24 protein-coding genes and 2 tRNA genes are annotated in these 21,824 nt (G+C 57.8%); 15 read left to right on the top strand and 11 right to left on the bottom strand.

Translation table 11 applies throughout. The annotated features are described in order from the left end of the window. Positions 1–337: 337 nt before the first annotated feature. From J0909_RS13390 to J0909_RS13380, 4 genes are all read right to left on the bottom strand, one after another. On the bottom strand, positions 338–673 hold the full coding sequence (locus J0909_RS13390; RefSeq protein WP_207263628.1) for a recombinase family protein: 336 nt from the start codon (positions 671–673) through the stop codon (positions 338–340). A gap of 27 nt (positions 674–700) precedes the next feature. Then, complete coding sequence (locus J0909_RS18575; protein WP_353616777.1) at positions 701–799, bottom strand: DUF6538 domain-containing protein; 99 nt, start codon at positions 797–799, stop codon at positions 701–703. A gap of 175 nt (positions 800–974) precedes the next feature. Beyond that, positions 975–1,051 (bottom strand) — tRNA-Met (locus J0909_RS13385). Between the two features lie 93 nt (positions 1,052–1,144). Beyond that, positions 1,145–1,936: an undecaprenyl-diphosphate phosphatase gene (locus J0909_RS13380; RefSeq protein ID WP_207263578.1), complete on the bottom strand. Its 792-nt coding sequence runs from the start codon at positions 1,934–1,936 to the stop codon at positions 1,145–1,147. Between the two features lie 134 nt (positions 1,937–2,070). On the opposite strand from J0909_RS13380, the gene J0909_RS13375 reads away from it, so the two are divergent. From J0909_RS13375 to J0909_RS13365, 3 genes are read left to right on the top strand one after another with little or no spacing between them, the layout of a single operon-like run. Next, the gene (locus tag J0909_RS13375) at positions 2,071–2,253 is read left to right on the top strand and encodes a hypothetical protein (RefSeq protein ID WP_207263576.1); all 183 of its coding nucleotides are present in this window, start codon (positions 2,071–2,073) and stop codon (positions 2,251–2,253) included. Positions 2,254–2,262: 9 nt separating this feature from the next. Further along, on the top strand, positions 2,263–3,438 hold the full coding sequence (gene lptF, locus J0909_RS13370; RefSeq protein ID WP_207263574.1) for an LPS export ABC transporter permease LptF: 1,176 nt from the start codon (positions 2,263–2,265) through the stop codon (positions 3,436–3,438). Then, the gene (locus J0909_RS13365) at positions 3,435–4,565 is read left to right on the top strand and encodes an LptF/LptG family permease (protein ID WP_207263572.1); all 1,131 of its coding nucleotides are present in this window, start codon (positions 3,435–3,437) and stop codon (positions 4,563–4,565) included. Before lptF ends, J0909_RS13365 begins: the two co-directional genes overlap by 4 nt. Here the strand turns inward: J0909_RS13365 and yihA are convergent, their stop codons facing one another. Further along, positions 4,566–5,147 carry a ribosome biogenesis GTP-binding protein YihA/YsxC gene (gene yihA, locus J0909_RS13360; protein WP_207263570.1) on the bottom strand — a complete coding sequence of 194 codons (582 nt, stop codon included), beginning with the start codon at positions 5,145–5,147 and terminating at the stop codon, positions 4,566–4,568. 112 nt (positions 5,148–5,259) lie between these two features. Here yihA and J0909_RS13355 point away from each other — a divergent pair, with 112 nt between their 5' ends. The 4 genes from J0909_RS13355 to lolA all read left to right on the top strand — a co-directional run bounded on the left by J0909_RS13355 (position 5,260) and on the right by lolA (position 9,354). Beyond that, positions 5,260–5,718, top strand: a complete 459-nt coding sequence (locus tag J0909_RS13355) for a type II 3-dehydroquinate dehydratase (RefSeq protein ID WP_207263568.1) — start codon at positions 5,260–5,262, stop codon at positions 5,716–5,718. A 50-nt stretch (positions 5,719–5,768) separates the two neighbouring features. Next, positions 5,769–6,326 carry an elongation factor P gene (efp, locus tag J0909_RS13350; RefSeq protein ID WP_207263566.1) on the top strand — a complete coding sequence of 186 codons (558 nt, stop codon included), beginning with the start codon at positions 5,769–5,771 and terminating at the stop codon, positions 6,324–6,326. An 86-nt stretch (positions 6,327–6,412) separates the two neighbouring features. Next, entirely contained in the window at positions 6,413–8,647 is a 2,235-nt protein-coding gene (locus tag J0909_RS13345) for a DNA translocase FtsK (RefSeq protein ID WP_207263564.1), read from the top strand. A gap of 14 nt (positions 8,648–8,661) precedes the next feature. After that, entirely contained in the window at positions 8,662–9,354 is a 693-nt protein-coding gene (gene lolA, locus J0909_RS13340; RefSeq protein ID WP_207263562.1) for an outer membrane lipoprotein periplasmic chaperone LolA, read from the top strand. Here the strand turns inward: lolA and J0909_RS13335 are convergent. Further along, on the bottom strand, positions 9,351–10,106 hold the full coding sequence (locus J0909_RS13335; RefSeq protein WP_207263560.1) for a pseudouridine synthase: 756 nt from the start codon (positions 10,104–10,106) through the stop codon (positions 9,351–9,353). The two genes, lolA and J0909_RS13335, sit on opposite strands and share 4 nt — an antisense overlap. Positions 10,107–10,116: 10 nt before the next feature. Continuing rightward, positions 10,117–10,743, bottom strand: coding sequence for a sulfurtransferase-like selenium metabolism protein YedF (gene yedF, locus J0909_RS13330; protein ID WP_207263558.1), 627 nt, complete (start codon positions 10,741–10,743; stop codon positions 10,117–10,119). Positions 10,744–10,908: 165 nt separating this feature from the next. Here yedF and J0909_RS13325 point away from each other — a divergent pair, with 165 nt between their 5' ends. Further along, complete coding sequence (locus J0909_RS13325) at positions 10,909–11,553, top strand: lysophospholipid acyltransferase family protein (protein WP_207263556.1); 645 nt, start codon at positions 10,909–10,911, stop codon at positions 11,551–11,553. 122 nt (positions 11,554–11,675) lie between these two features. Here the strand turns inward: J0909_RS13325 and gcvT are convergent, their stop codons facing one another. Together gcvT and J0909_RS13315 are read right to left on the bottom strand one after the other, a co-directional pair. Beyond that, positions 11,676–12,761 carry a glycine cleavage system aminomethyltransferase GcvT gene (gcvT, locus tag J0909_RS13320; protein WP_207263555.1) on the bottom strand — a complete coding sequence of 362 codons (1,086 nt, stop codon included), beginning with the start codon at positions 12,759–12,761 and terminating at the stop codon, positions 11,676–11,678. 21 nt (positions 12,762–12,782) lie between these two features. Next, positions 12,783–14,519 (bottom strand): hypothetical protein, encoded by a 1,737-nt coding sequence (locus tag J0909_RS13315; RefSeq protein WP_207263553.1) that lies wholly within the window; start codon positions 14,517–14,519, stop codon positions 12,783–12,785. Between the two features lie 275 nt (positions 14,520–14,794). On the opposite strand from J0909_RS13315, the gene J0909_RS13310 reads away from it, so the two are divergent. Further along, positions 14,795–14,998, top strand: coding sequence for a DUF6485 family protein (locus J0909_RS13310; protein WP_207263551.1), 204 nt, complete (start codon positions 14,795–14,797; stop codon positions 14,996–14,998). Positions 14,999–15,064: 66 nt separating this feature from the next. After that, complete coding sequence (locus tag J0909_RS13305) at positions 15,065–15,859, top strand: inositol monophosphatase family protein (protein ID WP_207263549.1); 795 nt, start codon at positions 15,065–15,067, stop codon at positions 15,857–15,859. Here the strand turns inward: J0909_RS13305 and J0909_RS13300 are convergent. Beyond that, positions 15,856–16,392, bottom strand: coding sequence for an NUDIX hydrolase (locus tag J0909_RS13300; RefSeq protein WP_207263547.1), 537 nt, complete (start codon positions 16,390–16,392; stop codon positions 15,856–15,858). The genes J0909_RS13305 and J0909_RS13300 overlap by 4 nt on opposite strands. 82 nt (positions 16,393–16,474) lie before the next feature. Between J0909_RS13300 and rimI the strand changes: the two genes are divergently transcribed. From rimI to J0909_RS13275, 5 genes are all read left to right on the top strand, one after another. Further along, the gene (rimI, locus tag J0909_RS13295; protein ID WP_207263545.1) at positions 16,475–16,930 is read left to right on the top strand and encodes a ribosomal protein S18-alanine N-acetyltransferase; all 456 of its coding nucleotides are present in this window, start codon (positions 16,475–16,477) and stop codon (positions 16,928–16,930) included. 11 nt (positions 16,931–16,941) lie between these two features. Continuing rightward, positions 16,942–18,141, top strand: coding sequence for a phosphoglycerate kinase (locus J0909_RS13290; RefSeq protein ID WP_207263543.1), 1,200 nt, complete (start codon positions 16,942–16,944; stop codon positions 18,139–18,141). After that, the gene (tpiA, locus tag J0909_RS13285) at positions 18,141–18,896 is read left to right on the top strand and encodes a triose-phosphate isomerase (protein WP_207263541.1); all 756 of its coding nucleotides are present in this window, start codon (positions 18,141–18,143) and stop codon (positions 18,894–18,896) included. Before J0909_RS13290 ends, tpiA begins: the two co-directional genes overlap by 1 nt. Before the next feature lie 40 nt (positions 18,897–18,936). Beyond that, positions 18,937–19,287, top strand: coding sequence for a preprotein translocase subunit SecG (secG, locus tag J0909_RS13280; protein WP_207263539.1), 351 nt, complete (start codon positions 18,937–18,939; stop codon positions 19,285–19,287). A gap of 17 nt (positions 19,288–19,304) precedes the next feature. Then, positions 19,305–19,391 (top strand) — tRNA-Leu (locus J0909_RS13275). Between the two features lie 1,341 nt (positions 19,392–20,732). On the opposite strand, the gene J0909_RS13270 is transcribed toward J0909_RS13275, so the two are convergent. After that, on the bottom strand, positions 20,733–21,401 hold the full coding sequence (locus J0909_RS13270; RefSeq protein WP_207263537.1) for a nucleotidyltransferase domain-containing protein: 669 nt from the start codon (positions 21,399–21,401) through the stop codon (positions 20,733–20,735). Between the last annotated feature and the right edge of the window lie 423 nt (positions 21,402–21,824).

Raw genomic sequence — 21,824 nt, 5'->3', positions numbered from 1 at the left:
TTTTTCTCGTTTCAATAAATTCAGTCAGTTACTCAAAAAGTGCTATATATTAAATCTCTCAAATAAATTTAAGGCGTTTTAGGTCTGTTCTGGTAGGTGGGTACCTTTTTGCTCCTAGGATGCGTCTACGCTCTGAGTTTATTCTTACAGGGGGGCTTTCAAGGCACGTTTGAGTTGCTTCCTTGCCCTATCTTTTCCCTTCGCTGAATTTGTCTCAATAGAGTATGCCTCAACTCGACAAAGCCATGAGATGTATTGTGGGTCCATTTGGCATAAGAAAAGGCCTTGATAGACGCTCTGTCCATCAAGGCCTACGATTAGTGTTGGATAAATGTTGTCACAGCTTAATCACCCGATACAGCGTCTGGCGGCTGAGACCAAACTCTTTGGACAGTCCCTTCTTTTCCTCGCCTTTTTCGATTCGGTTCTTGATTTCCTGAACCTGTTCTTCAGTGAGCTTGGCCTTTCTGCCGCAGTGTTTCCCCATAGCCTGAGCCTTGGCGATGCCCGCGCGTTGTCTCTCCTTGATGATCTCACGCTCAAACTGAGCAACAGCTCCGATGATTTGAAGCTGTAGCACCTGAAAGGGTTTGTCCTCTCCGGTGAACGTCAGATTCTCCTTGTGGAACTCCAGGGCGACGCTATGGCTTGTCAGGTCTTTGTGAAGGGTCAGGAGGTCTTCGAGGGGGGGGGCAGTCGGTCACGCGCGGAGGGAGTAACAGGGGGCGTGACGGTTGAAAACAGGCCTCTGGTCGGCAGGGACAGCCTGTCGGAAGTAGTAAACTGCCCACCGTCGCATGAGGTTGGAAGGGAGGGGGCTTCGGCCCATGTTCTAGTCTCCTCTTGGTCCCGAATCGGCGTTGATTGGTACACCGATTGGGTACAGTTCGCGAGGGACGTTCTAAAACTCCTGAAATCCAAAAGAGGAAGTCCGCGAAATCTGGTGTGATTTCACGGACTTCCGATTTCATTCGTGGTAGCGAGGAGAGGACTTGAACCTCCGACGCTGCGGATATGAGCCGCATGCTCTAACCAACTGAGCTACCTCGCCACGTTTGTTTCGCCGAAGCGGTCACAGTCTATAGACCGTCTTTTTGTGCTTGGCAAGTGGAAATTCCGGGTTGAACCGAAAAAATGGAACACATTACAAAAACAGGAGAATCAAGGCGGCCAGGGCCAGGCGGTATACGGCGAAGGGGCGCAGGGTCAGGCGGCCGAGGAGGACGATGAATCCTTTTATGGCCAGCCAGGCTGCGATGAAGGAGACCACAAAGCCGATGAGCAGGAAGATTAGGTCGCTGTTTTCAAACAGCGCGTAGTTCTTCAGAAAATCGTAGCCCGTGGCGGCAAACATGATGGGCACGGCCGCAATGAAGGAATATTCGGCGGCCACGGTGCGCTTGGCCCCCAGAAGCATGCCGCCCATGATGGTGGACGCCGAGCGGGAAAAGCCCGGCCACAGGGCCAGGCACTGGAACAAGCCGATGCCGAGCGCGATCTTCGGGGTGATTTCATCCACCGTCTGGGTGGTTTTTTTGAGATCCATGGCTTCGACCACGAAAATGAGCACCGCGCCCGCAGCCAGAGCCAGGGCCACGGTAAAGGGCGAAAAGAGGTATGCCTTGATGTAATGATGGGTCAGCAGGCCGACCACCGAGGCGGGCAGGGAAGTCAAGAACAGGAGCCACAGGCCGTGCATGCCCGAGAATTTGCGATTTCCTACCGGAAAGATCAGGCCCACAAAGCGGTCCCAGTACAGGACCACGACGGCCAGGATGGCCCCGAGCTGAATGACGATCTCGAAGGTTTCGGCCTTGGGGCCGGTGAAGTTCAGAAGGTGCCCGGCGATGATCAGGTGACCGGTGCTTGAGACGGGCAGGAATTCGGTCAGCCCTTCAACAATGCCGAGAATGATTGCAACGTACCAAGGTGCCATGTGATCCTCAGAATTTAGGTGGAGTTCGGACGCGCATTCCGCTAGGGTCTAGACCAACCGGCACCGTCTTGCAACCCCTTGGAAGCTGGTGTACTTCCTTTCGCGGAATGGATGTTCAACCACAGGAGCGCTTCATGACGACCATAATGCCTCAAGGCGAATTGACCCGCAAAGCCGTGGCCTGGATCTGCGAGATGCGGGACAATGGCGACGAACGGCCGCTTTCCGCGCTCATCGAAGAGGCGGGCGGGCGCTTCAACCTTAGTCCCAAGGACATGGCTCTGGTTATTCGTTTCTTCAAGGAAAACAAGGGCTGATTTCCTGCGGTGAAGCTTCTTCAGCGTCAGATCTTTCTGGAACTGCTCAAGCTCTTCGGCTTGACCGTATCCTGTCTCCTGGGGCTCATCCTGGTGGGCCGGATGCTTCAGTTGCGTTCGTTGTTCCTCTCCCAGGACATCGGCGTCCTGAACATTTTTCAGCTCTTTTTCTACCTGACGCCGTTCTTCCTGCTGCTGATCACGCCCATCGCCACCATGCTCAGCGTCTTCCTGACCTTCCTGCGCATGAGCACGGACAATGAGCTGGTGGCCCTCAAGGCGAGTGGGGTCAGCCTGTATCGCATGCTCCCCGCCCCGGTGCTTTTTTGCAGCTTGTGCACGCTGTTCGCCTTCTTCATTTCCTTTTGGGGGCTGGCGTGGGGCATGGACATGTTCAAGACGAAACTTTACTACTTCGCCAAGACCAACTCGAAATTCGCTTTGCAACCAGGTGTGTTCAATAAGGAATTCCCGGGCATCACCTTCTATGCCCACCAGGTGGACAACGAGACGGGCGAGTTGAAGTTCGCCTTTGTCCGCGATGATTCCATCAAGGGGACTTCGGTGGTCGTGGTCGCTCCCGAGGCCGAGGTGGTCTCCAATCCCAAGGAAGCCAAGATCCACGTGGTCTTCCACAACGGCCGCATTTTTCGCCAGAACGGCAACGAGTTGAATATCCTCAAGTTCGGCAAGTATTCCATCAAGCTCGATCTGGGCAGACTGCTGACGGGCTTCAATTTCGCCGAGCAGAAGGCCAAGGACATGGCGTTTTTTCGATTGTGGGACATCCGCAAGGACCACAGTCTCATGCCTCACGAAGACGGCCGCTTTTTCCGCAAGGTGGACACCGAATTCTACAAACGGCTGACCCTGCCGTTGGGTTGTTTCATCCTGGGCATGTTCGCCATCCCCATCGCCTCGGTCTTCCGGGGGCTCAAACAGCAGTTCGGCCTGCTTTTGGCCATGGGGCTGTTCATGGTTTATTACACCATGTTTTCCATCGGCGTGAGCATGGGCGAATCGGGTATCATCGCCCCCGAATATGGCTTGTGGGCTCCGGACGTGCTGTTCGTCTTCGTGGCCCTGGCGGGCATGCGTTACGCCAACCTTGAGCGCACACCCTCGATCGTTCACTGGTTGACGCACCTGCGGCTGCGCCGGAGGGGCGGGGAGGCCGAAGCATGATCCTCGGCGTCCTGAACCGATATCTCATTCGGCAGAATCTCTATCTCATGGCCATCTGCCTGGTCGTGGGCACCTCCCTCTATCTCCTGTCGGACATTTTCGACCGACTGGACGACTTCATCCGGGCGGGGCTGGGCGCGCAAACCATCCTCTTTTATTTCGCCGTCAAGATACCGCTCATCGTGTCGCAGCTCATGCCCGCGGTCTTTCTTCTGGCCATGGTCGTCCAACTGGGCGTGCTGACCCGTTCACGGGAGATGTTGGCCCTGCGCGCCGGTGGTGTTTCGTTTGGCTGGTTCATTCGCTTTTTCGTCGTCTACGCCCTGATCTGGGGCTGCGGACAACTTGTTTTTTCCCAGTTCCTCGGAGCGTTCGGTGAGCAGGAGGCCAACCGCATCTGGAAAGAGGATGTGCGCAAGAAGCAGTTGGACGAGTTGACCATCCACAACCTGTGGTTTCGGGACGGACCGTTTATCGTCGAGGCCAGAGAGGCTCAGCCGAGCAAAAGTCGGGCGACCGGCATCACGGTTTACGAATTTACCACGGACAATCAGCAATTGATCCGCATCCTGACCGCCAAGAAGGCGCTCGTCGATGATCATGGATGGGGGCTTTTGGACGTCCACGAATTGGACACCAGAACGTTCGTCACCGTGGACCGGGCGTCGCAGTTCCTGTCCGTGCGCCAGAATCTCAAGGCGTATGCGGCCGTGGAGCTTAAGGGCGATACCGCGCAGTTGCCTCTGCCCGCATTGTCCAAGGCCATACAACGCCTTCAGGAATCGGGGTCCAACGTGGAGATGCTGCTGACCATCTGGCACGGCAAGCTGGCCTACGCCTTTTCCATGGTGGTCATGGCCTTGCTGGCCCTGATGTTGGTGACCTTCTCCGAGAACGTCTACGCCAACATCGGCCTGTCGCTCATACTCATTTTCATTCAATACGGGACGCACGTGGTCGGGGAAACGGCCGGGGAAAAGGGCGTCCTGCCACCGATCGTCGCGGCCTGGCTCGGCAATGGAATCATGGGCGCTGTGGCCTGCCTGCGCCTGGCCTGGGTGACCATGCCGGGCTTCAAGTCCATGATCCAAACCGCCGTTGCGGGGCTCATCCCCCGGCGGACGTAATTACAGTCCGGCGTACTCGCCGAGCCGGTCCCACAACTTTTCCTCGCCTTTGCCGGTCTTGCTCGAAAAGAGCAGGGGAAGGCGGTCCTGCTGCAGGATGTCCTGCCACTGCTGCTGAAGCTGCGCCAGTTCCCGCTGCTTGGGCTTGTCGGCCTTGGTCAGGATGGGGATGACCGGAAGGGACAGGCTACGCACGTAGCCGGTCAATTCCATGTCGAGTTTTTGCGGCGAGAGTCGGGCGTCCAAGAGTACGGCCACGGCCTTGAGGCGCCGGTTGCCGGTCATGTACGCCTCAATGAGCTTGGCCCATTTGAGGCGCTCCTGCTTGGAGCATTTGGCGTAGCCGTAGCCGGGCAGATCCACAAGGTAGTAGCCGTCCGGGTCCACCCGATAGTAGTTGAGGCTGCGCGTCTTGCCCGGCTTGGAGCTGATTTTGGCCAGCGCCTTGCGCCCGGCCAGCCGGTTGACCAGAGAGGACTTGCCCACGTTGGATCGTCCCGCCAGGGCGATCTGCGGGGCGTCGATGTCCTCAAGCTGCTTGATTTCGTATATTGTTTTGACTAACTCAATGGTTCGGTTCATAAAGAGGTACCGTCTCGGCAATTGGTTATCGAACGCCCCTAATGTCCTTTTTTCCTGGGGGCGCGTCAAGGAGAGCGGGCAATACACCATCCCGCCGCACAAGGAAAGACGCATGGCAGCATTCAAGATTTTGCTCCTGAACGGCCCCAACCTCGGCCACATAGGCACCCGTCAGCCCGAAATCTACGGCTCACGGACCATGGACGACATGCCAGAACTGTTGGCCCAGGTCATGGGCGACAAGGCGACCGACGTGGAACTGGCGCATTTTCAGTCCAATTCCGAAGGCGCGCTCATAGATCGGCTGGAACAGGCCCGGGAAGAAGGGGTGGACGGCGTGGTCTTCAACGCTGGAGCGTACACCCACACCTCGCTGGCCCTGGCCGATTGCCTGGCCTGGATCGGTATTCCCTGCGTGGAGGTGCACATCAGCAACATCTGGGCGCGCACGGACCAGCCCCTGCGCCAGAAATCCCTTATGGGCGAACGGTGCGTCGGCGTTATTGCCGGATTCGGGATTCTGGGTTATGCCCTCGGTGTCCAAGCGCTGTACCAGCGGCTTCGGGCATAGCAGACGGAAAAATACCCGGGGCCACCCCGGAAACCATTTGGAGACAATATATGATTCAAACCAAGGATTTCAGGACCGGCCTGAAAATCGAAATCGACGGCAAGCCCTTCGAAATCGTCGAATTTCAGCATTTCAAGCCCGGCAAGGGCGGGGCCATGGTGCGCACCAAGTTGCGCCAGATGATGACTGGCCAGGTGCTGGACAAGACCTTCCGCTCCGGCGAAAAAGTGGACAAGCCGGACATGGCCGTCACCGAGATGCAGTACATCTTCAAGGACGGCGAGCACTTCGTGTTCATGGACCTCGAAACCTACGAGCAGATGCATGTGCCCGCCGCCAATGTGGGCGAGAAGGGCGGATTTATCAAGGAAGGTGACACCGTCAAGGTCCTCCTGTACAACGGCGAACTCATTGGCGTGGATTTGCCCGCCAACGTCAGCCTGAAGGTTTCCCAGACCGACCCCGGCATCCAGGGTGACCGCGTGTCCAACGCCACCAAGCCCGCCACCATGGAGACGGGCCTTAAGGTCAACGTCCCGCTCTTTGTCAATGAGGGCGACGTCATCAAGGTGGACACCCGAAGTGGAGAGTACCTTGGACGCGAATAAAGCGGACTTGCAACACCTTGTGTAAATTGCGTAAAAAGGTCGTGGGCGGGTTGCCGCCCAGGACCTTTTTCATCAAGTGAGGCTCAATGGCGAGACGACGGAAAACCACGGTTCAAACGGAGGAACGAAAAGGGCGCGGCAATGAGGCCGTGGGGCTCTTTTTCCTGTTTCTCTCCGCGTTTCTTTTCCTAAGCATTCTTTCCTTCAACCCCGGTGATCCGAGCTTCAACCAAGCCGTCACCGCCGGGGGGAAGGTCCAGAACGTGGTTGGGTATGCCGGATCCTATTGCGCTGGTTTCCTTGTTGAAATATTCGGCATGGGAGCCGTTGTCTGGCCTCTGTATTTCCTTTATCTCGGGCTGGCTCGATTCGTGGCCCGGCTCAAGCTCTCGCCTCTGCGTTGGCTCGGTCTGGTCGGCCTGTTCGTGGCCTTCGAGGCCTGGGCCATGCACCCGTGGTTTTTCAATGTTCCCGAGGATGCTTACGGTCTCATCGGCAGCGGTTTCTTCGGCCGGTCCATCATCACCAAATACACGCTGCCGTATCTGCGGCCCGTGGGCACGTTTCTGCTCTGGCTGTTCGTGACCATCGTTTCCCTGCAGGCGGTTGTCGGCTTTACCTGGGCCTCGGTCTGGGCGCTGTTGGTCCGCTGGTGGGAGATTTACCGCGAAGGTGCCGCACGCCGCGCCGGAAAAAGGGCCGAGCGCCGTGAAGCCAAAGCCCTGGACAAGGAGCGGGCCGCCGAACCGGTCGAGGAGGACATGGGCCTTCAGTTCGTGGACCTCGACGCCGGAGAGGCTGATCGCCCGGCCAAGCCCGTTCAGCCGGTCAAGCAACCCAAGCCCAAACCCGCCCCGGTCAAACCCGCAGCCGCCAAGGCCCCGGCGGCTCCCGGCGGCTTGCCCAGCGTGGAATTGCTCACCGCACCTCCGGCCCAGCATACCTCACAGACTCCGGCCGTGTTGCAGCCCCTGGCTGACCGGTTGAAGGAGTGTCTCAACGATTTCAACGTTCAGGGCGAGATCCAGCGGGTGGTACCCGGCCCGGTGGTGACCATGTTCGAGTTCAAGCCCGCACCCGGGATCAAGGTTTCCAAGATCGAGAACCTGACCGACGATATCGCCTTGGCCCTACGCGCCGAATCCGTGCGTATCGAGGCTCCCATTCCGGGCAAGGACAGTGTCGGCGTCGAGATCCCGAACATCGAACGGGAGATGGTCTACCTGCGCGAGGTCCTGGAATCCAAGGAATTCACCGGATCGAAGTCGCCGCTGACCCTGGCCTTGGGCAAAGATATTCAGGGTGGCTTCAAAGTGGCCGACCTGGCGCGCATGCCGCACCTGCTGGTGGCGGGCGCCACCGGCGCGGGCAAGTCCGTGGGCATCAACGGCTTCCTGCTTTCCCTGTTGTACAAGGCCGGACCCGATGATGTGAAGCTTCTGCTGGTGGACCCAAAACGTATCGAACTGGCTCCATATGCCGATCTGCCGCATCTGGTCCACCCGGTGGTCACGGATATGAACATGGCCAAGAGCGCCCTGGAGTGGGCGGTCTTCGAGATGGACTGCCGCTATGAGAAGATGGCTCAGCTTGGAGTGCGCAACATCGAGGGGTACAACAAGAAACTTGAGGAAATGGGTGACAATGTTCCCGAGGAATTCGAGAACATGAAGCACATGCCGTACCTGGTCATCATCATCGACGAGTTGGCCGACCTGATGATGACCGCAGCCAAGGAAGTGGAGCAGTGCATCGTGCGGCTGGCGCAACTGGCCCGCGCCGCGGGCATCCACATGATACTGGCGACCCAGCGGCCCAGCGTGGACGTGGTCACCGGCCTGATCAAGGCCAACTTCCCCACGCGCATATCCTTTTTCGTGACCTCCAAGTTCGACTCCCGGACCATCCTCGACGGCGTGGGCGCGGAACGGCTGTTGGGCAAGGGCGACATGCTTTTCAAGCCGAGCGGCGGCAAGCTCAAGCGCATGCACGGGGCGTACGTGGACGAGACGGAAATTGCGCACGTGGTCGATTTTTGGAAGGAAGCCGTACCCCAGGAATTCGAACTCGACTTCAGCGACTGGAGCCCGGGAGGCGGGAGCGACGCGGCTCCTGGCGGCGTCGGGTCCACGGGCGACCCGGTGTACGACGAAGCGGTACAGTTCGTGCTTTCCCAGGGCAAGGCGTCCATTTCGCTGTTGCAGCGCAGACTGCGCATCGGGTTTAACCGCGCGGCCCGTTTCATCGAACAGATGGAAATGGACGGCATTCTCGGTCCCCAGGAGGGGAGCAAGCCGCGCAAGGTCATCAAGCCTGAATAATTGGAGTAAGCGATATGTCTAGAATTTCCGTTACCGTTTTCGTCATGGTCTCGTGCCTGCTGCTGCCTGTCCTGGCCGGAGCGGCCGATCCCATTCCCGCGCAGGACTTGCCGGACTTGATTCAGAAGCGATACGAGACCCTTAAAACCTTTCAGGCCGACTTCACCCAGGAGCTGACCAACGTGGCCAGCGGCGAGGTGGACAAGCGCGAGGGCAAGATCTGGTTCCGCCAGCCTTCTCAGGTTCGCTGGGAGACCTCGGCCCCGGAAAAGGAACTCCTCGTGGTCGGGGCGAAATTCGCCTGGGATTATATTCCGGACGAGGAGCTGGCCATCAAGTACGGAGTCTCGACTCTGCTGGATTCCAAGACGATCCTGCGTTTCCTCTCGGGGCAGGCCAATATCAAGGAAGATTTCGTAGTCAAGACCGAGTGGCCGGGCGCGGACGAGGTTCGGGCCAAGTGGGGCAAGGATTTGACCGTGCTGCAACTGGTGCCCAAGGAGGCCGAGCCGGGCATGGTCCTGGCCTTTGTCGGCGTGGCGCCGGACACCGGTCTGCTCAAGCAGGTCATGATAGTGGATTTTTACGGCAACGGGAATGAGGTCAAGCTGTCCAACGTGGAAACCGATGTGGACCTGGCCCCGGCCATGTTCACCTTCACTCCGCCCAAGGGTACGCAGGTGGAGGACAACACCCAGGGGTTCTAAAGCCCCACGTCCTTCTTCAGGGCCGCCGTCTCTTCGGCGGTCAATTCGCGCCACGCGCCGCGCTTGAGGTCGCCCAGGGAAATCGGCCCTTGGCGCACGCGCGCGAGACGCAGGATGGTCAATCCGAGTTCCTCGCACATCCGGCGAATTTGCCGGTTCACCCCTTGAATGAGCGTGATCTCCAGTTGCTGCGTCCCGGCGACCGGCTTCTTCACGCGAACCGTGGCGGGGGCGAGTTTATCCCCCTCCCTGAGGGTCATGCCCTGGCGCATGGTCTGCACGGCGCGTTGCGGCACCGAGCCCCGGATGGTCACGACGTAGACTTTGGGCAGGTGATATTTTGGGTGGGTCAGCCGGTAGCAGAGGTCGCCGTCCGTGGTCAGCAGGAGCAATCCTTCGGAGAAGAAATCCAGTCTGCCCACGGGGAAGGGGCGTTTCTTGCGGATTTCCGGGGGCAGGAGATCGAGGACGGTCTTGCGGCCCTGCGGGTCCCGGGCCGTGGTCACGGTTTCCACGGGCTTGTGCAGCATGAGGGTCAGGTCCCCGGCGCTCACTTTCAGGCCGATGATTTTGCCGTCCACCGCGACCTCGTCCCGGTCTGGATCGACCTGGAGACCGGGGGAGTCGGCGGGCTCGCCATTGACGGTCACCCGTCCGGCAAAAACCATATCGTCGGCGCCGCGTCGGGACGCGATGCCGCATTGGGCGATGAATTTGTTCAGCCGCAGGGTATCGGAAGGGGCAGTGGTCATGCCCCGTCTTCTAGACCCGAATGGTCTTGGTGGCAAGCTGGAAGCTGGTGACCACGTCAAGCATGTTGGTCACGTCGCCCAGTCCGCGCTGATCGGTCAGGCCGAAAAATTCGAGGCAAGTGCCGCATACCAGGACGGAGACGCCGTTTTCCTCGAGTTTTTTCAACTCTTCGAAACAACGGTGCCCGGGCACTGCCAGCTTGACCCCGCCGTTGACCAGGACCACGCGCCACAACTCGTCGCCCAATTCCTTCAGGGTGACCATGAAATTGTACATCAGGCCGGCGCCCAGTTCGTCGTCGCCCGAGCCGACGACCTCGGTGGGCACGAAGACCAAAATCTTCTCCTTGACCGTGGCTGATATCTCGGCTTCGGTCATGACCGCGCATTCCGTGCAATCATCTTCGCTTCCGGCCCCGTCCGCGCGCAGGCCGGTGACAATGTGGTCGGATCCGGACTTCTCTGCCTGTACGGTGTAGCCCTGCATGGTCATGAACCGGGTGACGTTTTCCCGGGCCGCATCGTTGTCCACGATGACCACCAGTTTGGCGGGACCATCTTTTTCAATGGTTTCCTTACAGCGGAGCACGGGCTGGGGGCAGGGAAGGCCTTTGCAATCAATGGAAATGTCAGTCATATTTACTCCTTGATTATTGGATGCTGCACAGATTGTGCCCGCTGGTCAAATTGATAAGACACATCTGAAAGACAACTTTAAAAGGTGAATTCGATCAATCGTCCCTCTTGCCCTTCGCACGCCGAGCCGGTAGAGAGAGGAAAATCCATAACTGAGCGTTCCCGCATGAAAATACCGATCGACCCAGCCGCGTTCGCGCCCTTCATTGCCTGGCTGTTCAAGCTTTGGGGATGGACCATCCGGTTTGAGCCGGTGGGCAATCTTGATTTCATCGCTTCCAACAAGTCGGGCGAGGCCAAGGTCATCGCTCTGTGGCACGGTGAAATTTTTCCGGTGACCGCGTTCGGCCATACCGCGACGTCGCATCTGGTGACCTTTGTCAGCCAATCCAAGGATGGAGAGGTCATCGCCCGGGTCCTGGAACGGCTCGGCCACACCACGGTACGCGGCTCAAGCACGCGGGGCGGAGTCAAGGCTTTGCTTCAGGCCAAGCGGATCATGGAACAGGAAAACCGCATGGCCGTCTTCACCGTCGATGGGCCCACGGGGCCGCGCTACAAGGCCAAGGACGGGATTATCTTCCTGGCCCAGCGGGCCGGGGCCAAAATTTTGCCCCTGCGCGCCTATCCCGTGCGCCGGAAGATCTTCACCAAATCCTGGGATCATTTCGTTCTGCCGTTTCCCTTTACCCGTTGTCCTGTCTACATCGGCGAACCCATGACCGTGACCAGCGAGAAGTTGACCAGGGAGGTTCTCGAACGCGAGACCGCCCGTCTCGAATCCCGTATGCTCGCCTTGGGGCCGAAGTAGAAATACCCCGGCCTTCGACGGCTGGCGGCGTCTCGTATCCCGCCGCCGAGGTAACGGCGGCGCAATAAAGCCCCCGGCTCGATGGAGCCGGGGGCTTTGTTCTCTCGTCGGTGGAAGGCGGATTATTCCGTCTTCATGCGGGCCGTGCCTTCCGTGTAGAAGGGGAGCTTCACTCTCTTCGCTTCCAATTCGGCGCGGGCGGTTTTGATGATGAAGGTATCCTTGTCCGCGTCTTCGGCCCGGACATAGGCCAAGGCGATGCAGTGGCCCAGGCTTGGGGCAAAGGATCCGCTGGTGACCACGCCGGTCTTCTCACCGTTGGGCAGCCGGACTTCGTCATTGTGCCGGGCCGTGCGGCGGCCTTCGATGGACAGGGGGATAAGGCTCTCGTCTATCCGGTTCAGGCCGGACTTGCCGATGTATTCGGATTCCTTTTTGAGGAAGAAGCCGGCTCCTGCCTCCACCGGGGTACGTTGCTCGTCCAGGTCCTGGCCGTAGAGGGGGTAGCCGATCTCCAGGCGCAGAGTGTCGCGTGCGCCCAGGCCAATCGGTTCCACGAGCTCGTCCGCTGCCAGCTTTTCCCATATTTCCAAAGCCTTGTCCGCAGGCAGGTACAGCTCGAACCCCAGCTCGCCCGTATATCCTGTACGGCTGACGATCATCGGGAAACCGAGTGCGTCCGTCTGTTCGAAGTTGAAATACTTCAAATGATTCCATGTTGATCCGAAAAGGTCGTTGATGACCTTCAGGCTTTCCGGGCCCTGCACGTCGATTTTGCCGGTCTCGTCGCTGATGTCCGTGAAGTTTAGGCCACCGGGCAGGTTGGCCGCGATGTGATCGAAGTCCTTTTGGCGGCACGCGCCGTTGACCACGAGCATGTACTCGTCATCGGCCAGGCAGTAGATGATCAGGTCGTCGTTGATGCCGCCGGAAGCGTTGAGCAGAAAGCCGTAGCGGCACTTGCCGGGCGCGAGCGTGTTCAGGTCGTGGCTGACGATCTTGTTCAAGGCGTCCTTGGCTCCCGCGCCCGAAAGCTTGAATTCGCCCATGTGGCAGATGTCGAAGATGCCCGCCTTTTCGCGGGTGTGTTTGTGTTCGATGATGATGCCTTTGTATTGCACCGGCATGTCGAAACCGGCGAACGGGGCCATCTTGGCGCCGTTTTCCCGGTGCCACGGGGTGAGCGGGGTGGTTTGCAGGTTTTCCAATGTATGCTCCTTGCGGTGTTGCTATTGTCCCGAACCGGCTTGGCTCGACACGCGGGATTTCCGAATGGACCGGAACTCGTCGAGCAGCATGACCAGTTGCTGGTACAGTTTCTTGATGTCCCGCCCATAGGGCGAGAGGTCTTTGTCGTCCTGGCGCACGTATTTGCGCAACAGGTAGGAATCGGACACCACATCGTTGCCGATGATCAGGATCTTGATCACAAGCCTGTCGAAATAATTGACGATCTCGAATTTGAGATCATTCAGGATCTCGGTCATGAGCTCCAGCATGCGTTTGTACGAGATGGCTTCTCCCTTGTACTTGCGATAGCGCAAATCTTCAAGGACCCGGATTTTCCTGGCTTGCTGGATCTGTCCGTAGCGGGACCAGACTTCCTGGTGCAAATCATGAAATTCATTAAAAATCTTATAGTTGTCCGGGGCCAGGAGGTAGGCGTCCAGAACGCGGACCAATTGCGCATAGTAATCGTCGGAGTAGTCCACGATGCGGTGCATGTGCTTGGACAGCCAGACATAGAGCACCTTGAGCCGGTTCTCGTGGGTTTCGGTGTTGTCGATGAGCTCCTGGCGCTTGTAGTTCACCGGGATGCGGTATTCGCCGCGTACGATGTCGTTCAGGCGCAGGAGCATGTTGCGTACATTCTGAATGATGTTCATGCCCTCGATGATCCGTCCGGTGATCGGATGGATGATCTCCTGCCGGAGCACGGACAGGGCGCGGTCCTCCCGCACGTTTTTGGGATTGTAGTCGTGCTGCTGGTAGGTTACCCGGAGGATGACCACGCGTTTTTTCGGATCGATGAAAAATCCCTGGTCCTTGAGGACTTCAGCCAGTTCCTTCTGGTTTTCGTTGACCTGGATCAGGGCGATCTTTTCTACCCGGGGGTATTTCATGGACCGTCTGGGCGTGCCCTTGGGCGGCGACATCAGCGTGGTGATGGTCCGGTCGCTCTGGCCGAGCACGCGGACGATGAACCGTTCGTGCTGGCGCAACAGGCGGATGGCGAACATGGCCGAGGAGGTGCGTCGCTCCGAGACGATGGGGAAACCGTACAGTTCCATCATGAACTGGTAGACGAATAGCCGGTTGCACTCGTAGAGCAGGTTGTTGCCCGGCTTGAACTTGCCGATCTTGAGCCCGAATTGTTTGAGCTCGCTGTCCAGATTCGACGGCAGGGAAGCGTACATGCCTTGCAGGGTGAACTCGCCCGTCGAGTTCAGGGCCAGGACATGGGCCCGCTCCAATTGTAGGAGAAAGGGCAGGATCTTGTCGTAGTCCCGGATGTCACAGATGTCGCTGGTTTCGAATTTGTTCAAAAATTCCTGACGGTATCGTTTGGGCAGGCGGCTGAGGAAGGTGCGAATGTTGGTCGCCCGGGCGTTTTCTTCCACCGAGCAGGAGTCCTGCGTCAGCATCTCCTCCCAGTCCGAGAGCGAGTGCAGGGCGTCGAACTGGAATATCTCCTGAAAGGAGTTGAGCTGTCGTTCGAAGGCGACCAAGGAAAATCCCGGCAGGTTCTTATGCTCGTAGAGATCGACCTCGAAAGAGGGCAGCAACTCCCGGGCCTCCACCAGGGGATAGTCGGGTTCCTCGAAGTAGGGCCGGAGCAGACAGTGCTTGATATGCTCGTAATCGATGAACTCCTTGAGTTCCTCAAGGGTTTCGAGTCGGACGGGGGACTTCTTTTTCCCTTTCTTCTTGTAGCCAGGAGCCTGGCTGAATGCTTTCTTCCACATTGGGAGCGGTTCCGGGTCAAGTCAAAGGCGGAGAGGGTCGGGCCTCATATGATCATCATAAATCTTTATACCTATCTGCCGTGAAATACAATGATTAGCGCATTATAATCGCATCGTGACGACCTCTTCCCGGCCACGGGTTGATCAAGGCGTCATCCGAGGGGCGTCGGGAAACAATGGGCTTGAATTATTGACTCTCTGTCCTCTGTTGGCTAGTATATACAGGTTTTGAGGCGCAATCGAACCGCAATGTTTCCGCGACCAGAGGGATCGTCATGAAGAAGAAGGATCAATGCCCGCGATCGAAAATCAACGAGCAATACTGTACCTGTACCGACAACTGCGACAAACACGGCATCTGCTGTGAATGTCTGCATTATCATCGGCAGCGGGGGGAACTGCCCGCTTGCTATTTCACCAAGGAAGAAGAAAAAACCTTCAATCGGTCCGTGGAATTTTTCATCCAGCGCAGGTCCTAGGCCCGCGTTATCGAGACATTCATGCAGGGCGGCCCAGACCGCCCTTTTCTTTGAGAGGAAGGCCACATGACGGATGATTTCGACGCTGTACGCATCATGAAAGGGCTGGACCTTGTCGCGGATAAGGCCGGAGAGATCGTCCGTGAGGGCGCGAGCCGAAGCCGGAAGATCCTGCACAAGGGGCGCATAGACCTGGTCACCGAGACCGACATGGCCGTGGAAACCATGCTCAAGGCCGAGTTGGCCTCGCTCCTGCCCGGTTCGGATTTCCTGGCCGAGGAAACGGCCAAGGACACCGAGCCCGGCGAACTGACCTGGATCATCGACCCGGTGGACGGAACTACGAATTTCGCGCACGGCCTGCCTTACGTGGCCAATTCCATAGCCCTGTGGCACCGCGACCGGGTGGTCCTGGGCATGGTCAACATGCCGCTTCTGGGCGAGCGCTTCACCGCCGTGGAGGGACAGGGCGCATTTTTGAACGGCAAACGGATTGGCGTGACTGGAGAGGCTGATTTGGAGCAGTGCGTCCTGGCCACGGGATTTCCCTACGACATTGACGCGCATCTTGAAGATATTCTCAAAAATCTCAGGACGCTGCTGCCCGTTGCCCAGGGGATTCGCCGGGGCGGAGCGGCGGCCGTGGACCTGGCCTTTGTGGCCTGCGGTCGGCTGGACGGTTTTTACGAACGCGCCCTGAATCCTTGGGACACCGCGGCCGGAATGCTGTTGGTTACCGAGGCGGGCGGCCGGGTGAGCGAATACGAGACGACCGTGCCGTATACCTTCGGGTCGCGCTGCATCCTGGCCACCAACGGCAGGATTCATGAGGCATTGAGCGGCCTTTTGGCCGGGGACTAGGCCGGGACGAGCAGGCCGGATTCCCAGAGGATGACAAGGTTGGGCGTGAGCAGTTCCCGGAATTCCTTGACCATGCAGGTCAATTCCTCGGGTGAATAATAGAACCCTTCTGAGGCGGCCTCGTCGTTGGGAACTACGGGCAGGGTGTTTTTGGTCACCTCGAACAGGGAGACATGCTCGAAGCCGGTCTCGGGCCCGGCGGGAAGTTCCCGGACCAATTGGGGATGCTCGATCTCCAAGTTCAACTCTTCCTTGAGGGCGCGGACGGCGGCGTCGAAGGCGGACTCGCCCGCCCGGGGGTGGGTTCGGGCGGAAATGTCCCAGCGGCCGGGGAAGAATGGCTTGTTCTGGTTGCGCTTTTGCAAGAATATCTTTTTTTCCGGGTTGAAGACGAGCACCTGGACCGAACGGTGCATCAAAAGCTGTCGATGCACGCTGCGTTTGGAAAGAACGGCCAGGGGGCGGTTGTTCCCGTCAATGACTTCAACTAGGTGATCCGTGTCGCGCTCTTGGGCTTCTTGATGTGTGATCATGGGCGTTCTCTTGTTTGGCTCGTAAACCCTGTGTACACGGAATGTTGCAATATATCCAGCCCCTCAAGGGTGTGGAGGCGAGATGAATGACGAGGTAGTTGAACTGGGAGAGCCGGATATCCGGGATCTCATGGACCTGGAAAAATTATGTTTCGAGTACCATTGGACCAGGGAACAGTTCCTGCTCGGCCTTGAGGGCGGCGCCTACAAGGTGATCGGCGTGCGCCGGGACGGGGGGCTTGTGGGCTATATGGCCTTTTCCCTCATTGCGGACGAGATGGAGATTCTCAATCTGGCCGTCCATCCCGGTTACCGGCGTCAGGGGATTGGCGAAGCCCTGCTTGGCCGGAGTTTCGAAATGTGCGCGGCCCGCGGCGTGACAAAAAGTTTTTTGGATGTAAAGGTCTCTAACGACCCGGCCTTGGCTTTGTATCGCAAGTTCGGATACAAGAAGATCGGCGTAAGGAAGAAATACTACCCGGATACCAGGGAAGACGCTCTCCTGTTCCGGTATGACTTTCAACAAAACGACGCATGAGGTTTTGACGTATGTTGTGTATTGATCAGGTTGATATCGCTGGAAAAAAGGTGCTGTTCAGGGTGGATTTCAATGTCCCCATCGAGGATGGAGTCATCACCGACGACAACCGCATTAGAGCGGCCCTGCCGACCATCCGGTACGCCTTGGACCAAGGGGCTGCGGTCATTCTCTGTGCGCATCTGGGCAAGCCCAAGGGCAAGGTCGTGCCCGAGCTTTCCCTGGGACCGGTGGCCAAGCGCACCGGCGAACTGCTCGGCAAGGGCGTGGCCTTGGTGCCGGGTCGTATTGGCGACCAGGCCGTGAAGATGGCAGCCGACCTCGTCCCCGGGCAGGTGATCATGCTCGACAACCTGCGCTTCAACCCCGAGGAAACCGGCAAGACTCCCGAGGAACGAGGCGATTTCGGCAAGCTGCTCGCCTCCCTGGCCGATGTGTACGTCAACGATGCTTTCGGCGTGGCTCATCGCGAGAACGCCTCGGTGGTGGACGTTCCCCGGTTCGCCAAGGTCTGCTGCGCCGGGTTCCTGCTTAAGCGGGAATACGAATACCTCGGCGAGGCCCTGCAATCTCCAAAGCGCCCCTATGTCTGCGTCTCGGGCGGTGCCAAGGTTTCCACCAAGCTGGGAATATTGCATAATCTGCTCGGCAAAGTGGACGACATCATCATCGGCGGTGCCATGGCCAATACCTTTCTTCTGGCCCAGGGGTATGACGTGGGCCTGTCCCTGGTGGAGCCGGATTTGGTGGATGCCGCCGCCGAGATCATGGCCAAGGCCAAATCCATGGGGTCGGTGCTCCATCTGCCGGTGGATTTCCTTTATGCCAAGACGCCCAAGGCCAAACAGGCGGAGGGAGTGTGCACGGCCAAGACCATTCCGCCGGACGCCCTGGTCCTGGACATCGGACCCGAAACCATCACCCATTTCGTTTCCATTCTCAAATTGGCCAGGACCGTGGTCTGGAACGGGCCTATGGGACTCTTTGAAACCACGGCCTTTGCCAAGGGGTCGCTGGCGGTCTGCGAGGCCATCGCCGGGCTGGACGACAGCCTGACCATTGTCGGCGGCGGGGACACGGACGCCGTGGTCCACCTGCTCGGCCTGGCCGACAAGTTCAGTTTCATTTCCACGGGCGGCGGTTCGTTCCTGGAATTCCTCGAAGGCAAGGAACTTCCGGCCTTCAGAGCTTTAAAGGAGTGCATGAACTAATGAAGAAGTTGATGGCAGCCAACTGGAAGATGTACAAGACCTGGGACGAGGCCGCATCCACGGCGGAGGAACTGGTCGAGCTGGCCGCGAGTAAACTTTCGGCGGACAGGGAAGTGCTCATATTCCCGCCTTTTACAGCGATCAAGGCCGTGGGAGACGTGTTGGGTCCAAAGGCCGGTTTTTCGGTCGGAGGCCAGGATTTTTATACGGAGGAGGAGGGCGCCTTCACCGGTGAAATCTCTCCGAGGATGCTCAAGGACGCGGGCGCTTCCTTCGGTCTGACCGGCCATTCCGAGCGTCGGCACGTGCTTGGTGAAGATGACGCCTTGGTGGGGCGCAAGACCGCTTATGGCCTGTCGCAGGGGCTTAAGGTCATCCTGTGCATCGGCGAGCTTATCGAAGAGCGTAGGGCGGGCCGGGTACATGAAGTGCTCGAACGCCAATTGCGGGCCGGGCTCGCAGACGTACCCATGGACATCGACTCCGAGCGTTTGTCCGTGGCTTATGAACCCGTCTGGGCCATCGGCACCGGCGAAGTGGCCGGTCCTGTCGAAATTATTGAAGCGCATGCTTTCACCCGGAAAATTCTCGTTTCTGTTTTTGGAAAAAAAGCTAATGAAATTAGGATATTGTACGGTGGAAGCGTCAAGCCGGGCAACTGCGCGGAAATTATTGCGCTTGACAACGTCGATGGAGTATTGGTAGGAGGCGCGAGCTTGCAGGGAGAAAGCTTCAGTCAGATCGTACTGGCTTGATTTTGCAAGCGGAAAAAAGTTTTAAGAAAAGGGATTAATTGTGGAAACCATAGTCATAGTCATCCATGTTTTGGCTTGCATCTTTTTGATCGGCGCTGTAATGCTTCAGTCCGGTCACGAGGGGATGGGAGTCATCTTCGGCGGCGGGAGCAGCACGATGTTCGGCAGCACCGGCGCAGGCGGTCTCCTGGTCAAGGTAACCGCCGGACTTGCAACGGTTTTCCTGGTCACTTCCCTCGGATATAACATCCTGACCGGCAACAAGGTGTCCAGCGTGGATTCCATTATGCTGCAGCAGAACGTGCCTGCGGCGGAAACCACGGCTCCGGCCGCGCCAGCCAAGCCCGGAGTGACTTTCAAGGATACCGGAGACGACGCCAAGAGCAAATAATGCTCAAAGCATATCGTGCCGAGGTGGTGGAATTGGTAGACACGCTGTCTTGAGGGGGCAGTGGAAGAAATTCCGTGGGGGTTCGAATCCCCCCCCCGGCACCATGAACTCAAAAGGGTTGCAGCTAACAGGCTGCAACCCTTCCTCTTTTTTGACAGGCGAAAACCCAGGGGCTGTGGGGCTGTTTCTACAGGCATCTAACGCCATTGATATCTCTCGGCATCATTACCAATGATTCCGACCGAGACAACATTTCCAGATCTGCCCAGCGGGACAAACGATCGTCTTCATAGCTCAATCTGTGCGATAGTCGTATGTATGGCCGAAGGGACCGGTCTCGCACAGTGAGTTCCATGCGCCACGGGACTCATCCCGCCATGTGGGGATATCGAAGACAGAAATTGCTGGATAACCGTCGAGAGATGCAGCCAGGTTGGAAGCTGCGGGGCGTTCCAACTTTTGCCAGGAGTTGCGTCATGTCGGCGACCTTGGCTGTCCAGGCGTCGTCGTCCTAATCGTCTGCTCGAATGCAGATGCGGAATGCCGCCGGGGCGCCCTCGTTTCTCCCGGAATGCCCGAGATACTGGCGGAGGCTGGCAACGGGAGGACCACTCCGTGCAACGCTTTTCACGCTTCCGATCGTCTGCCACGCACAGTCCTCCTTGTGACCCGGGCCACCGAATTTGATCTCGCCATATTTCCGACCTTGAACGTTCAGTTCACTGCCTCCTGTTTTGATTCGAGAATGTCGCAATCCATCGGTGTGCGTCGATCCTCTCACATCGTCCCCTTTTCATTCTTTGACAGGGAATTTAACGGGATATTCATATTCCTGCTTGGGACAGGGCCTGATGGAGGACAGTAAAAGGAAAAGACCGGCTGGGGGGGGGCGGTCTTTATTGGTGGCCGCGAACAGGCCGGTAGGGTTGGTGCCTGGCGGAGCGTCGTCCAACCGACTGGTCCTTGATTTTGATGTCCTATATTGCTGATGGAAGGCCCGAGGGAAATTGGGCTGCGTTGTAGCTGTTCGGGACGAATCCGATGAAAAGAGTCAAAAGACGGACCAGGCTGTTCAGGGCTGAATCGGACCTGCTTCTGACCAGTTTTGACTATGGGATCCTCACATCTTCTCACTGGAGGGCGACAAGCCCCGTTCCGTCGAACGCGACAAGGACGAATTGGATTAACAGGAGGATGAAATTGAAGAGGATGCTGGCGGCGAGAGATTGGTCGTCCCGGTTTCGTCATAATGAGAGAACCGCTGGCATTGGCTGGCGGCCCTCAATAAACGGGAAAATCGAAGTAAGCCAAAGAGTGGGGTTTCAAATTCAAATGGCAGGCCACCTCTTTTCGAGGTAAAATTCCGACTCCGCCCTTCGGATCCACGAGAACAGCAGGGTCGTATTCAACAGACTGCAATCTTGAATTTTCTTTGACAATGCGGATCAGGCTGATGTGAGCACATTTCGGGTCCAGTCCAGAAGCATATTGAATATCTCCCGTCCCGAATGGAAGGCAAGCCGGGCCGGGAAATCCATGCTTGCCAGAATTATTTCCCTGGGAATGCCGTCCAGGCGGGAGAGCAGCTCCCGCTTGTTTTCGCAGTACCGGCCTGAATCAAGATATTCGACTACAAGCATGAGGAAGAATGCGGATTTGCAGGCTTCCTTGAGGATGTCCGGCCTCGTCTCGGCCTCGGCATAGAGATAGCTGTGTGTCAGCAGATGTAGAAGGGGCGAGGCGCTGATCGCGACCCCGCGCCGGATGTCGTCCCGGGTGACGGGCGGCAGAAAGTCGTCCAGTTTGCCGAAATGATCGGCCGTATCCATGCGGAAGGGGAAGAGCTCGTGGGGCGGCCAGGCGGCGAATTCCCGAAGGCCGCAGAGAAAGCCGCAGGCCTTGTTCCCCTCGGGCATGGCATAAACGAGGGCTCGATAGGCGTCGAGATCGTCCAGCCCGACTTCATCCAGCAGGACGACGAGGTCGATGTCGCTGGTTTCGGTGGCTTCTCCTCGGCGATAGCTGCCCTGAAGACCGAAATATTGCAATCGGGGGCCGAAGGCATCCTGCAAACGGGGGAGGATGCCGGAGATCCAGATGGGCGCGTCAATCATGTCATGCTCCTTGCTGTTCGCTTGTCCGGGAGATGTAGCAGTTCCCTCTTTTCGTTGCCAGCCATATCGGCGAGGGGAGACGGCGTGTGCGGAATTTGGCCGGACAATTCCGTGCATGGGTATAATACCTTTTTTCTCCAGTAGATTGTCTGGTTCGATCATCAGGTTGTCATGGGAGCGGCCGATCTGAAACCGAACAGGGGGGGGCGCGGTAGAAAGGGGGACAGGATATTTTATCAGGTTGGAACGTTTCGTGCTTTAAAAAAACAGCTTTTGCGAGAGCTCAAAAGTATAATCCATTTTAATAATTGGTTAAAATGGTAAAGTTTAAAGGGCGGCAACGGCAAGGCGCACCGGGGGAACCGTTTTTGATCCACGAGACGTTGCAGAAAGCAACATCTTTGCGAATCGCAACATTTCGCC

It is taken from the genome of Desulfovibrio sp. Huiquan2017, from assembly GCF_017351175.1.
In the GTDB taxonomy this organism is placed as follows: Bacteria; Desulfobacterota; Desulfovibrionia; order Desulfovibrionales; family Desulfovibrionaceae; genus Pseudodesulfovibrio.
Note: the sequence above shows the minus strand (reverse complement) of the source record. Positions and strands in the feature narration are given on the sequence as shown.

Coding starts and splice junctions, on each gene's coding strand:
- J0909_RS18575 (WP_353616777.1), bottom strand. CDS start 799: ATGCGACGGTGGGCAGTTTACTACTTCCGACAGGCTGTCCCTGCCGAC.
- J0909_RS13380 (WP_207263578.1), bottom strand. CDS start 1,936: ATGGCACCTTGGTACGTTGCAATCATTCTCGGCATTGTTGAAGGGCTG.
- J0909_RS13375 (WP_207263576.1), top strand. CDS start 2,071: ATGACGACCATAATGCCTCAAGGCGAATTGACCCGCAAAGCCGTGGCC.
- J0909_RS13365 (WP_207263572.1), top strand. CDS start 3,435: ATGATCCTCGGCGTCCTGAACCGATATCTCATTCGGCAGAATCTCTAT.
- yihA (WP_207263570.1), bottom strand. CDS start 5,147: ATGAACCGAACCATTGAGTTAGTCAAAACAATATACGAAATCAAGCAG.
- J0909_RS13355 (WP_207263568.1), top strand. CDS start 5,260: ATGGCAGCATTCAAGATTTTGCTCCTGAACGGCCCCAACCTCGGCCAC.
- efp (WP_207263566.1), top strand. CDS start 5,769: ATGATTCAAACCAAGGATTTCAGGACCGGCCTGAAAATCGAAATCGAC.
- J0909_RS13345 (WP_207263564.1), top strand. CDS start 6,413: ATGGCGAGACGACGGAAAACCACGGTTCAAACGGAGGAACGAAAAGGG.
- lolA (WP_207263562.1), top strand. CDS start 8,662: ATGTCTAGAATTTCCGTTACCGTTTTCGTCATGGTCTCGTGCCTGCTG.
- J0909_RS13335 (WP_207263560.1), bottom strand. CDS start 10,106: ATGACCACTGCCCCTTCCGATACCCTGCGGCTGAACAAATTCATCGCC.
- yedF (WP_207263558.1), bottom strand. CDS start 10,743: ATGACTGACATTTCCATTGATTGCAAAGGCCTTCCCTGCCCCCAGCCC.
- J0909_RS13325 (WP_207263556.1), top strand. CDS start 10,909: ATGAAAATACCGATCGACCCAGCCGCGTTCGCGCCCTTCATTGCCTGG.
- J0909_RS13315 (WP_207263553.1), bottom strand. CDS start 14,519: ATGTGGAAGAAAGCATTCAGCCAGGCTCCTGGCTACAAGAAGAAAGGG.
- J0909_RS13310 (WP_207263551.1), top strand. CDS start 14,795: ATGAAGAAGAAGGATCAATGCCCGCGATCGAAAATCAACGAGCAATAC.
- J0909_RS13305 (WP_207263549.1), top strand. CDS start 15,065: ATGACGGATGATTTCGACGCTGTACGCATCATGAAAGGGCTGGACCTT.
- J0909_RS13300 (WP_207263547.1), bottom strand. CDS start 16,392: ATGATCACACATCAAGAAGCCCAAGAGCGCGACACGGATCACCTAGTT.
- rimI (WP_207263545.1), top strand. CDS start 16,475: ATGAATGACGAGGTAGTTGAACTGGGAGAGCCGGATATCCGGGATCTC.
- J0909_RS13290 (WP_207263543.1), top strand. CDS start 16,942: ATGTTGTGTATTGATCAGGTTGATATCGCTGGAAAAAAGGTGCTGTTC.
- tpiA (WP_207263541.1), top strand. CDS start 18,141: ATGAAGAAGTTGATGGCAGCCAACTGGAAGATGTACAAGACCTGGGAC.
- J0909_RS13270 (WP_207263537.1), bottom strand. CDS start 21,401: ATGATTGACGCGCCCATCTGGATCTCCGGCATCCTCCCCCGTTTGCAG.